This is a genomic window from Thermogemmatispora tikiterensis (genome assembly GCF_003268475.1).
In the GTDB taxonomy this organism is placed as follows: Bacteria; Chloroflexota; Ktedonobacteria; order Ktedonobacterales; family Ktedonobacteraceae; genus Thermogemmatispora; species Thermogemmatispora tikiterensis.
On record NZ_MCIF01000002.1, the window covers coordinates 3,972,439 to 3,984,807 of the forward strand.

Annotated in this window: 9 protein-coding genes; 6 read left to right on the forward strand and 3 right to left on the reverse strand. The window is 61.4% G+C overall.

From position 1 onward, the window contains the following. Positions 1-225 precede the first annotated feature (225 nt). The 3 genes from mgtE to A4R35_RS24740 all read right to left on the reverse strand — a co-directional run bounded on the left by mgtE (position 226) and on the right by A4R35_RS24740 (position 6,484). Positions 226-2,211 carry a magnesium transporter gene (gene mgtE / locus A4R35_RS15935; protein ID WP_189361909.1) on the reverse strand — a complete coding sequence of 662 codons (1,986 nt, stop codon included), beginning with the start codon at positions 2,209-2,211 and terminating at the stop codon, positions 226-228. An 842-nt stretch (positions 2,212-3,053) separates the two neighbouring features. Beyond that, positions 3,054-4,571 (reverse strand): alpha/beta hydrolase, encoded by a 1,518-nt coding sequence (locus A4R35_RS15940; RefSeq protein WP_112431053.1) that lies wholly within the window; start codon positions 4,569-4,571, stop codon positions 3,054-3,056. Further along, positions 4,568-6,484 (reverse strand): bifunctional lysylphosphatidylglycerol flippase/synthetase MprF, encoded by a 1,917-nt coding sequence (locus A4R35_RS24740; protein ID WP_223258362.1) that lies wholly within the window; start codon positions 6,482-6,484, stop codon positions 4,568-4,570. The genes A4R35_RS15940 and A4R35_RS24740 overlap by 4 nt, the downstream gene beginning before the upstream one ends. A gap of 633 nt (positions 6,485-7,117) precedes the next feature. Here A4R35_RS24740 and A4R35_RS15950 point away from each other — a divergent pair. From A4R35_RS15950 to A4R35_RS15975, 6 genes are all read left to right on the forward strand, one after another. Then, complete coding sequence (locus tag A4R35_RS15950; RefSeq protein ID WP_112431055.1) at positions 7,118-7,621, forward strand: hypothetical protein; 504 nt, start codon at positions 7,118-7,120, stop codon at positions 7,619-7,621. A 127-nt stretch (positions 7,622-7,748) separates the two neighbouring features. Continuing rightward, positions 7,749-7,994, forward strand: coding sequence for a CsbD family protein (locus A4R35_RS15955; protein ID WP_112431057.1), 246 nt, complete (start codon positions 7,749-7,751; stop codon positions 7,992-7,994). A gap of 288 nt (positions 7,995-8,282) precedes the next feature. Further along, positions 8,283-8,636 carry a cupin domain-containing protein gene (locus A4R35_RS15960; protein WP_112431059.1) on the forward strand — a complete coding sequence of 118 codons (354 nt, stop codon included), beginning with the start codon at positions 8,283-8,285 and terminating at the stop codon, positions 8,634-8,636. Between the two features lie 219 nt (positions 8,637-8,855). Continuing rightward, complete coding sequence (locus A4R35_RS15965) at positions 8,856-9,623, forward strand: beta-ketoacyl-ACP reductase (protein ID WP_112431061.1); 768 nt, start codon at positions 8,856-8,858, stop codon at positions 9,621-9,623. 338 nt (positions 9,624-9,961) lie between these two features. Further along, a complete protein-coding gene (guaA, locus tag A4R35_RS15970) occupies positions 9,962-11,611 on the forward strand; it encodes a glutamine-hydrolyzing GMP synthase (protein WP_112434253.1) in 1,650 nt (549 codons plus the stop codon). A 114-nt stretch (positions 11,612-11,725) separates the two neighbouring features. Then, positions 11,726-12,340, forward strand: coding sequence for a hypothetical protein (locus A4R35_RS15975; protein ID WP_112431062.1), 615 nt, complete (start codon positions 11,726-11,728; stop codon positions 12,338-12,340). The last annotated feature ends 29 nt before the right edge of the window (positions 12,341-12,369 follow it).

The window sequence follows — 12,369 nt, forward strand, 5'->3', positions numbered from 1 at the left end:
GCCTCCTTCTTCTCCCTGCTCTCTAGCTATGAGCGCGATTGAAATAGCGGTGAAAACTCTATTTTTGAGTATTCACAAATTGAGTATAGAGAACGAATTGCCGAGATGTCAAGCCAGGAGGGAAGTCAGGCGGAGGGGAAGGTCAGGAGGGGGGCAGATTAACCAGCCGGGCAGGGGCGGGCCGCGCTCCTGCGCGTTGGCGGCCCGCCATCCCTGTAGCAGGGCTTAGCCTGTATAGAGCGGACCCGTCAGCAACGGCAGCGTGATGCCTAGAAAGGCGCACACGCTCAACACGACGATCAGCGGGTCCAGTAGCGGCGCATTGAGCAAGCTACCGCGTAGATGGAGTCGATAGAAGAGCGTAGGCAGGACCAGGCCCAGGATTGCCGCCAGCAGAAGCGTCAGGCCCAGCCCAATCCCCATTGCCAGTGCCAGCAGGGGTGATCCAAAGAGAGCCCAGCTTAGAGCGGCCACGCAGACACTGGCCAGTACTCCGCCAGCGGTGCCCAGCTGCAGCTCGCGGAAGAAGCCGCGCCAGAAATCGCGTCCGCGCTGTGAACGCAGCTGCCAGCCGGTCACCCCGAGGGCCTGTGAACCCACACTGCTACTCGTCAGCAGAAGCATTGGCAGTAGCGAGACCATGCCGCTCAAGGTTGTTGGAGAGTGGAGAGCGCGCAAGAGGCCGCCGAACGTCGCCGGGTCCTGTGTCAGGAGGGCGCTGGCACGCAACACTGGACCGAATAGACCGTGCAAGAGCAGCGCCAGCAGCAGCCCGGCGGCAACGTTGACTGCCAGCCAGGTCACGCGCCCGACCACCGCGCGCCAGGAGAGGGTTTCCTCTTCGGTCGTGAACTCTTCAACGCTGGTTCCAGCGATCTCCGAGAGATCCTCAGCCTGCTCCTCGCGGATCACGTCGATCACATCGTCCACCGTGATCAGGCCGACCAGGCGGCCCTCTTCGTCAAGCACCGGCACTGCCAGCAAGTCGTAGTGCGAGATCAGGCGGGCCACCTCTTCCTGATCGGTATCGGTATGGACATGGATCACATCGGGATTGAGCAGGTCCTGCAGGCGTGTCTGCGGATCGGCGGTCACCAGGCTCCGCAGCGAGACCACGCCCACCAGGTGCTGCTCGTCATCGACCACATAGAGGTAATAGATTGTCTCCAGATGATCGGCGTGGTGGCGCAGATAGGCCAGCGCCTCTTCGACCGTCAGATGCTGGGGTAGCCCAAGCACGCGGGTCGTCATCAGGCCGCCGGCGGTTTGTTTGTCATAGTGAAGCAGATCGCGCACCTGGCGGGCCGCCTCAGCGGGCAGCAGGTTCAGCAAGCGCTCAGCCTCCTCGCGTGGCAACTCGGCCAGGACGTCGGCCACGTCATCGGGAGCCAGGGCTGCCAGGAGGCGCGCAGCGCGTTCAGAATCGAGACCGCTGATAATCTCGGCCTGTAGCGGCAGCTCAACCTCGCTGAGGGTATCGGCAGCTGTTTCAGTGTCCAGGCGCTCCAGCATGGCGCCGGCCTCTTGGGCGTCGAGCTGCTCCAGGATATCGGCGATATCTGCCGGGTGCAGATCCGCCAGCTTTGTGCGGCTCACACTCAGCTGGACCTGGGGCACGACGCCGCCCGCCGTGACCAGGGCAGTACCGCCCAGCCCGGCTCCGGCCAGAGCCGGAGCAAGCTGCTCGCTGGTGCTGGTGCTCGCCTGAACCACCTGGATCGGCTCCACGTAGTTCCAGGTGATGGTGCGATCCTGCAATCGCAATGGCAGCACGCGGCTCAGCAGCTCGATAGGAGTCAACAGCCCAAGCCGGCGCAGCAGGCCACTCACGCCGATATCCACGCCGATCAGGCGCGCCGTTCCTTTGATCTGTGCCAGCTTCAGATCGTTGACCTTCACCACGCGCACGCCCTGGGTATCAACGATCTGCTTATCCAGAATATCGCGTTTGAGTAGCAGCTCATCGGGTTGAGGCGTATAGGGGGTAATCTCGGCCTGACGAACCTTCAGGGTAACAGGGGTCTCTTCAATGCTGTGCACCTGAGACCAGGGCACCACCAGCGTATTGGTATTCAGCGGTGGGCGCACAACCAGCGCCGTCACGCAAGGAAAGGTCTCGCGCGGCGAGACATACAAATCAGAAAGTGTACCCAGGCGCCGTCCCTCGCTATCATGGACACTCTGACGCAGCAGTGTGCTCAAGTAGATCAAGGGTATCACCACCTTTCCTCGTCTGCTCGATGGACAATACAGGCCGGTCGCTCAGCCACAGCGGTGTGGTTGAGCGAGAGGAGCTTATGACTTGTTTGGCTTGCCTGACGATGACGAACACAGTGATCGCTGCCTGACCGGGAAGGGCGCGGCACAGGTAAGGCCGGGCGCAGGCGGCAGGCGACAGGCCGGAGCGCAGCGCTGCGACAGCCTACCGGCGAATGGTAGAACAAGCCGGGTAGAGGCCACAGGCAGACATCGCCTTAGCGCGGGCGTCGGCCCGGTCAGTGCTGCAGATGAAGCGGGAAACCCATGCGTACAGGGGTACCCTTGAAAAAAGGGCACGTAGGACTGACTGGCAGGCGGGAAGTGTTTACTCGATAGCGGCTGACCGCTGGCAGAGGATCACGCTCATCGAGTAAGGTGGTGATACAGAGGGGACGATCACTGACTGACTGACTAATTGCTCTCCAGAACAAGGGAGTGAGCGATGAGACCGTACGCCAGTATACGTCGGGCGAAAGCTAGATCCCCCCTACTCGATGAGGTGACACACACTTACCCGCGAGCAGGCATGTAAGAGCTACACGCCTACTACTACTTGGGCCAGCGTCCATGTCCCTCACCTCCTTGACCCGTTGAGCCGCGGCGCTCCAGAGAAGAGGCATAGCGGTCTTGCCACTGTGCCTGGCACTGGAGCTGAAGAATAGGCGCGGTCACGGGGATCACACAAACAGAACAAAGCATTATGTCTTGTCAGAGTATAGCACGCTGATGGCAGAATCGGCAAGCTGGGGAGGCGAGCCTCTGGAAATCCGTCGCCCAGCAGTCACCCGTTTCTCCTAGCTTGCTTGGGGGCTGCTCTGGCCCCAGTGGAGCCAGAGCAGCGCGTGATAGAGCTGGACCTCCCAGACGTGCCATGAATGATAGCCCTTCTCGATATCAAGCGTATAGCGTACGTGGAGCTTCTTGAGCACCTGAGCGAACTGCAGCGTATCGCTATAATAGGGCTGATCTTTTGTGGCCGCTCCCAGGAAGAAGGCCAGCCGCTGACTGCGGCGATTGCTGGCGATGGTGTAGAGTGGGCTATTAGCGCGTCGATAGGCCGGATCGTTGCCCCAGATCAGGCCCTCAGCGCGATAGTAACCACCCAGCGAGATGACAAAGCCGAAGACGTCGGGGTGATGAATGGCGATGTTGGCCGCTCCAAAGCCTCCCATCGAATTGCCCCCGATCGCCCGATCCTCTGGCGAAGGGATCGTTCGATAGTGGCTGTCAATGTAGTGGACCAGGTCGATAGCCACGTAATTCTCCAGAAGCTGTCGTCCATCGCCGCTGTTGCCCCATTCGCTGGTCGCGCCGGGGCGCCCATTGCCATCAGGGAAAACCATAATCAGCTCGGGAATCTTCCCCAGATCAATCAGGGTATCGGCGGATTGCTCGGCCTTGCCGCCGGTGACCCAGTCGACGATCTTACCCGGGGAGCCATGCAGCAGGTAAAGCACCGGGTAGCGCTGCTGTTGGCCGGCGGGCGTATTGTAGGACGGTGGCAGGTAGACCAGGAACGAGCGGCGCTGGCCGTGCAGAGAAGGGCTGGCGAAGCTATCCTTGACCACTGTGCCCTTGTTTGGGCGCCCGGCGGTGTGAATGACCGGCGGTGTGTGAATACCGGTATCAGGGGCAAAGAGAAAGAGATCGCCTGAACCGGCGGCCAGTATCAGTGACACGACCAGCAGGGCTGCCAGCAACCAGGACCCCATGAAGGCCAGAGGCCGTGGTTGGGGGGCGACAGGCGGCGCCAGCTTTGGCACCGCGAGCGGGGCGGTCTCCTGCAGGGCAGCAAGACGCTGGCGAGAGCGCAGGAGCTGCCAGGTCTGGACGATGGGATCGCAGAGCACACGAGCCAGGACCTCGCCGATAGCGCAACCGGCAAAGGCTGCCAGCAGCGCCAGAGCCAGCAGCATCAGCACCGTGTGAATCAAGGCTCCCACGTTCAGCGGCTCCAATTGGCCGCCTGGGTCATGTACCGGTTGCAGCTCGGCCCCGATGAAATCCTGCAGGTAGGCTGACCAAAAGAGCAAGAGGCTGGCGGGTACGGCACCCAAAAGACGGCGTCCGACCAGGCCCCCGCAGAAACCAGCGCCCGCACAACAGAAAAGGGCTGTCAGCATCTGGGTGCGCTGTATATCCAGGCCCAGCGCAATGAGCAGCGCGCTCAACCCTGGCGTCATGCCCACCGTCACCAGTGCGCCGCCAAGCAGTGCCCCCACAAATGAGAGCAGCGGCGGTGCAAACGCCCGCAGCGGGCGGCGCGGGCGTTTCTCTCCGACAAGGCCCGAAGGCTGCCATCTATTCTTCATCGATGTATCGTAAGCAGATTCTGATCTGGTAGGCCGGGGAGAGGCTCCCTGGCCTCTGAGCGCTGCTGATGAGCGTTGAGAATGGCCAGCGCGATGCGCGGCAGGGCTAGCGTATTGCTGGCGACCACATAGCGACTCTCCCAGCGCGGCTGAAACTTCTGCTTGAAGCGGAAGAGTGTACGGTGCTCCTCCAGGACGTGGACATGCTCCAGCAGGAAGTTGGCAATCGCGCGCTGGCCAGGGGAAAGCTCCTGGTTCGTATCGCAGGCAGCGATGAGACCCAGGCTTACCAGCCAGGCCCCAGCCTCGCGAAAGCGCTCAATGGCGCGCACCAGCAGCAGCTCCATGACGCCATAAGGGGCATCGGGCGCGCGCCGCATCAAATCGAGGGCCCAGCCCCAGTCGCGGCGTGTGCCATCCCGGGCGTCGTAGAGACCATAGATTGGCGTAAAGGAGACAAAAGCGCAGAGCTTGTTCGTACGATCGAAGGCCAGCCCCAGCGTCAGGCGTGGCGGGGGCTGCCGACGGACCTCGGGGTCCGCACTCTCTGCCGCTGCGGCGATCAGCTGGGCCCGTTGGGCCATCGCTGGCAACTCGCTGAGGCGCCCCATGCTGAAGCCCATTTCTTCCGTTTCGCGGGCTCCCTTCTGTCGGAGCCAGGAGCGCGAGATCTGGACCATTTGCTCATACAGCTCGGCGGGGGGCGCCTCTTCGAGCCAGCGCAGCGTCACCCCCTCGCGCTCGGCCCGACGGCTGCTGGTGCGCACATTGGCCATGGCCGAACCGCTCAGACTGAAGCTGCGGGGGTCGATCAATCCCTCCTCGCCAATTTTAAAGATGCTCAGGCCGCTGCTGCGATAGTATGGTAGGAAATCAGGGTGAGCCTGGTAGATCGCCACCTGCCAGCCATTGCGCTGACACAGCTCCAGAAAAGCACGACTGACCTGCTCGCGTGCCTCTGGTGGACAGATGGGGTCGCCAGGGACCACGGCGACCGTGTTGACCAGCCGATAGGCGACCAGGCCCTCGCCATTGGGTGTCAGATAGCGCAGATTTCCCGGCTCCAGGGCGAAGAAGGCCAGGGTCTCCTGCCCATAGCGCTGCAGCAAGTCGATGGCCCGCTGCTCGACCTGGGCCAGACGCTCCCGTTGCTGGGCAAGCCACCAGCGCGCGCTAACCGGGCGGAGAAGGGCCACCATGCCGGTCAACAAGGCGGTAGCCGCTAAGATGGGTAGTGAGTCCAGGAACCAGTGCGCGCGCCTGGTCAATGGCAGCAACTCCTGCGCTGGCAGATTGAGCATGCGACGCAGCAGGGCCAGCAGCGTGCCCCCCGTACCGCTCATTGTCAGAAACTGCCCTTCGATCAGATAGTAGCCACCGATGCCGTAGAGGAGGAGCAAGGCAGCTCCAATGGCTAACAAGGCAAAGCCCTGGCGAACGCGCCAGGGATCGCTGGCCACCTGGAAGCAGGGGCGAGCCAGCAGCAGCACGCCCCAGAGGCTGCAGGAAAGCAAGGCCTCCTCAATGGCCAGACCACGTACCACATGCAGCAAAGCCGACAGCGGCAGCAGAAGCATGGTCACTTGCCAGGCGCGCTCTTTGCCACGGGCCAGGCCGATTGCAAGAAGAATCAAGAAGAAGCCGATCAGCAGCGCGATGGTGTGGCTGGTCTGGACGAAGGGCCAGAAAGCCGGCCCGAAAGGGGCGAGCAGAGCGATGGTGGTCAGCAGATCGCGCAGCAGCTCCAGTCGTCCCGGGTGGGATGGTAGCAGGACCACAAGGCCATTAATGCAGCCCAGCAAAGCCACGGTCAGCGCTAGCAGGCTCCTGATCAAGCGGCGCGACGGCGTGATAACCGGCTTCTGACCTGGGCGTGGGAGCGGTGCTACCAACCGCGAGAAGAACGCGTTCATAGCCCTCCCTCCCCGGCCCCTATCCCTGGCCTGGTCTGCTCTGTCTGTCTGATGATCGTTCTGCCTGGCGCGGGCGAACCCGGGACGGCCCCAGCACCATGCAGCGACTCCGGCGGTGTCATACCCTTCTGCCTGTTCTGTAAGCAACCATCCTTTCAAGGCATGTGCTTGATCCTATTATGGGTAGCTTTTTCAAGGGCTGTCAATAAAGTCGCGATCTTTCCCTGACCAGCCCTGGCGAACAGGGGACTGGAGTGGCCAGTGAGTGCGGGCCTCGGCAGCTGTTGGGGTTAACAATTGAAACCCGACCACCTGATTGCACGTGTTTCTACACGGACCGAATCTTTGCAAAAGTATTCCCCAAGGGCGCAGCTGCGTCTGGAAGGTAGAGAGATGCAAAGCGCTTGATTGAGGTGGAGGACAGTATGAAGCTACTCCGGTCGCTAAAGGGTCAGAGAAAGCGAGCACATTATGGATGATGTTCATCAGCTCCAAACAGCAGCAAAAGGAGCAGACAGACCGGCGGAGCAGATCTCACCTGCGGAGGTCCCGCTTTCTGAGCCAGAAACCGCGCGGGTAGAGCCGGTACCATCGGCGCCGGAGGCCAGGATAAAGAGACAAGAGGCCGCTCCGGTGCGGGAGCCTGGGCGCTTGCCCGAGCGGGGGACGCGTTACGCGCTTATCAGCGGCCTGCTTATGGGCGTACTGGTGGCCCTGGTTACCATTGTCCTTGTCCTGGTGAACGCTGGCCTCTTCAACGAGGCTCATCGCCAGGTGATGCGCGATGCGCTCACCGTGCGAGTAGCGTTGCTACTAGCCGCCATCTACGGGGTTACCTGGCTGGTGGCGCTCATTGTCGCTTTTATCGGTGGTCTCATTCTTGGGCGGATCGCTGTACGTCGACGTCTGGGTTTCCTGGCGGGGGCCGTAGGAGGCATTGTCTACTCGCTGCTTCTCTGGCCGACCAGCTTTATTCCTGCCTATCCGGGCAATCTGACTGGTACCGCCACGCTGGACGCCGGCACCGCTATCTTAGAGGTGCTCTGGTGCCTGTTGTGGGGTCTGGGGGGAGCACTGGTCTGCCTTGCTGGCACATGGGTGGCCTCCGCTCGCCATCCGCATTATCGTGACCGGTGAAACGGTTGATCGTGTCATGGGGCTTATCGACTAGATGAGCGATCGCTGGGGCACACTGGCCTGCTCGGGCCGGTGTGCCTGTGCCCAGGGAGAGATCAGACGACTAAGAAAGGAAGGAAACACTACGATGAATAAAGATGAACTCGAAGGCAAGGCGAAAGAGGCTCAGGGGGGTCTGAAAGAGTCGCTGGGGAACCTGACTGGCAATGAGCAGCTGCAGGCCGAGGGCAAGGCTGACAAGGTTGAGGGGAAGGCCCAGGGCTTGCTTGGCAAAGTCGGCGAGAAGCTGCACGAGGCTGCCGAGCAGGTGAAGGAGGCTGCCCAACATGCCAGCGAGAAGGCCAAAGAGACCAGGGAGGAACATCAGCCCTAGCCTGACCCTCTCTGATCAGCCTGCTGGCTAGCCAGTGACCTGGCTGCATTCAGCGCGTCTCATTAAAGCCGGGGTTCGCTCTCTCTGCGACGAGGTGAGCGAACCCCGGCTTGCTTCTCTCCGCCATGCTGGCCCCCTTTCCTTCTTGCCAATCTGGCCAGCTCATCGCTATTAACAGAGCTTTTAGCAGACCATCATCGGCTATTTACAAATCCGTCCTATACTGCTGAAAATACGATTGGCTGGAATAATCGTGCCAGCTTAGTATCAAGAAGTGAGGGAGAAGCTATGCAAGTAATTCGTTGGCAAGAATCGAATCCCCCTGATGAGGAAGAGCTGCGTCAAAAGATGCAGGAGCAGGGACTTGCTCCTTACAGCTGGTCGAATAGCCCTGGTGATACCTATGCTGTTCATAGCCACAGCTACGACAAAGTGCTCTACTGTGTACGTGGCTCCATCCGCTTCGTGCTGCCGGACACCCCTGGGCCAGAGGGTATTATTGACCTGGAGCCGGGGGATTGTATGATTCTGCCAGCAGGCACGCGCCACAGCGCCTTTGTCGGCCCAAAGGGGGTAACCTGTATGGAGGCCCAGCGTACGCCGACCAGGCCTTTCCAGGGACAGGAGCAAGTTGAGCGCTAGGAGAGACTGGCCCTTTTTTCCCTGGCTGAGCTGTCTCTCTGGCTGCCTTTCTCTCTGGTCCTGGCGCGTTGGTTGGGGCAGGAGGGACGCGCACGCGCCGGCGCAAAACCAGCGAAGAGAGCGAGCCGCCCCTTTGCGAAGGTGATCGCTAAAGATATACTATACTTAACGTAACCTGTACCAACGTCGCCTTCACCACATTGCGAAAAGGAGCATACTATGGGACGACTTGATGGACGAGTAGCCTTTGTGACCGGAGCCGGGCGCGGGATCGGCGCAGCGACAGCGCTGCGCATGGCCGAGGAAGGCGCGCGGGTCGCCCTGGTCGATATCGATGTAGAGGGCTGCCAGCAGGTCGCACAAGAGCTGGAGCGTCTGGGTGCGCAGTGCCTCGTGCTGCCCTGCAACGTCTCCAACAACACGATGGTTGAGGAGGCGGTGGAGAAGACAGTCAGCCAGTTTGGCCGGCTCGATATCCTCGTGAACAACGCCGGGATCATTCGCGACAACCTCCTCTTCAAGATGAGCGAAGAAGACTGGGATGCGGTCATGGCTGTGCACCTGAAAGGGGCTTTTTTGTGCAGCCGTGCCGCGCAGAAGCACATGGTGCAGCAGCGCTACGGTCGCATTATTTCTCTCTCCTCGACCTCGGCCCTGGGCAACCGCGGACAGGCCAACTACTCGACGGCCAAAGCGGGCCTGCAGGGCTTCACGCGCACCCTGGCCATCGAGTTAGGCCCTTTTGGGATCACGACCAATGCTGTTGCCCCTGGCTTCATTGACACCGAGATGACCCGCTCCTCTGCCCGCCGGCAGGGGCTTGATCCCGAAGAGGTCATCGCGGAGGCCTCCAAGCGCATCCCGGTACGGCGCGTTGGGCAGCCGCGGGATGTGGCTAATGTTATTTGTTTCCTGGCCTCAGAAGAAGCTGGCTTTGTCAACGGTCAGATCATCTACGTCTCAGGCGGACCGGCGCCGCGTTCCTGAGCCTCGGCGCCTGCAGGCCCGGTGACGTAGCCAGCCAGGCCGCAGCCTGGCCTGAGCGGGAAAGCAAACAGAGCAGAGGAAAACCGTCGTCGCTATCGACAAGGGACCGGGAAAGCAGCGCCTCCCTGGTGAGCAGGCGCCCCGGTCCTTTCTACTCTCTGTGGCCTGCCGCGGCTCTGGCGCCGTCTGCCAGTCTACAGCTAGCTCATCAGTGTCATCGGCAAGCGATCAGACAAGGGTGCCTGCCCATGAGGGGGATAGCAGGAAAGCAATGTGAAGGGGTAAAATAGAGACACGTATTTCTTCATAAAGCGGGGAAAGTCTCATTGATCCAGGTCATGAAAGGGGAGGAAGGCAGCCTCGTGTCAAACCATGTGCGCCGTCAGGCCATCATAGTTCTCGATTTTGGCTCCCAGTATAGCCGTCTTATTGCGCGGCGCATTCGCGAGAATCATGTCTACAGCGAGCTGGTTCCGGCTGAGACCACACTGGAACAGCTCCAGCGCGAGAAAGCTCATCTGGACATCAGGGGGTTTATCCTCTCAGGTGGGCCGGCCAGCGTCTATGACGCTCAGGCCCCGCGCTGTGATCCGGCCATTCTCCAGAGCGGCCTGCCGGTGTTGGGGATTTGCTACGGCATGCAGCTGCTGGCGCACCAGCTCGGCGGTCATGTTGCTCCAGCTCGGGGGCGGCGCGAGTATGGGCCAGCGACCATCGAGCTGCAGTCGGCTGCCGGCGACCAGGGCCGTGCTGCCGAGATCTTTGCCGGGCTTGCGCAGGCGGACATGGCGGGAGAGGGCCGCAGCCTCAAAGTGTGGATGAGCCACGGCGACAGCGTCGACCAGTTACCGCCCGGCTTCAGCGTCCTCGCACGTAGCGAGAGCAATCCCTGCGCGGCCATTGCTGGACCTGGTGGCCTGATTGGCCTCCAGTTTCATCCCGAGGTCACGCATACCCCCCAGGGGCGGGAAATCCTGCGCAATTTCCTCTTCCGCGTCTGCGATTGTCGCGCCGACTGGACCCCCGGCTCAGTCATTGATGAGACCGTGGCCCAGATTCGCAGCCGTGTGGGCGAGGCGCGCGCTATCTGCGCCCTCTCCGGCGGTGTTGACTCCGCAGTAGCGGCCCTGTTGGTTCACCGGGCGATCGGCGAGCGCCTCACCTGCGTCTTTGTCGACACTGGCTGCATGCGAGCTGGCGAGCCTGAGCAGGTTGTTGAAACCTTCAGCCGTCATCTCCATATTCCTCTGATCGCTGTTGACGCGCGCCAGCGCTTTCTGGCTCGCCTGGAGGGGGTCACTGATCCCGAGCAGAAGCGCAAGGTCATCGGCGAAGAGTTTATCCGCGTCTTCGAAGAGGAGGCTCTGCGCCTGGCGCAGGAGCAGGGGCCGATCAGCTTCCTGGTGCAGGGGACACTCTACCCCGATGTCATCGAGAGCGCGGGGCGTGATACCGCCAGCACCGCCACGCGTATCAAGACCCATCATAACGTCGGTGGTCTGCCCGAAGAGATGACGTTGCAGCTTGTGGAGCCACTGCGCTGGCTCTTCAAGGACGAGGTACGCGAGATTGGTCTGGCCCTTGGATTGCCCGAAGAGTGGGTCTGGAGGCACCCTTTCCCCGGGCCTGGTCTGGCCATCCGCGTCATCGGGGCTGTCGATGAGCAACGTCTGGAGACTCTCCGTGCCGCCGACGCCATCCTCATTGAGGAACTGCGCCGCGCTGGCCTCTATCGTCAGGTCAGCCAGGCCTTCGCCGTGCTCACTCCCGTGCGCAGCGTCGGAGTGATGGGCGATGGCCGTACCTATGCCCAGGTTGTGGCACTGCGCGCCGTTACCAGCGAGGACTTTATGACCGCGGACTGGGCCCGCCTGCCCTACGATCTGCTGGCCCGCGTCGCCAATCGCATCGTCAACGAGGTGGCCGGCGTCAACCGCGTCGTCTATGACGTCACCTCGAAGCCGCCTGCAACCATCGAATGGGAGTAGTCGCTTTGACCTGCCAGGCAGACCGCTGTCACCACCCCGCCCAAGTGAGCCAGCTGGGGGCAGCGTCCTCTCAGTGCAAAGAAGGAGATGCATTGACGCAAGGAGCAGATCGCGATGGGTGTCGACATCACCGGCTGGATCGAGTGCCGCCAGTTCTTTCTCCTGGAAAGCGAGACCACACCCTGGCAACCTGCCATCAGCCTGGGCTTTCTCTTTCATGACCGTAACTACGATGCCTTCGGCTGCCTCTTCGGTGTCAAGAATTATGCCAACTTTCGCCCGGTCGCTCAGGGGCGCGGCCTGCCTGGGGATGTCTCGCCCGAGGTGCAGGCAGAGTATGAGCGCTGGAGCGATGAGGCCTTTGGTACCAGCTGGATCAGCTGGGCCGAGATCAAGGCCATTGATTGGGAAGAGCCGGCAGAGCTGCCGGATGCCCGCATTCACCGGTATCGCCGCGCTGAGGATGGAAGCCTCATCTTCGATGGCAAAGCCGGCTGGGATAAGGATTTTGCCGAAGCAGTCGGCCACTCGTTGATCGAGGGGGTCCTCGGCGCCTGCACCTGGCCGGAGGGGCAGGAGTGGGAAATCAAAGGCAAAATTTATCGCTCTGTGCGCCTGCGGCGCAAAGATACGCGCGCTAGTTGGGAAGTGACTTTCTCCGTTATGGAGGCGCTGGCACGCCACTATGGCGATGATGGCGTCAGAATGATCGTCTGGTTCTATTGGTAATTCCCACATTACTGTCTGGAAGTGCAGGG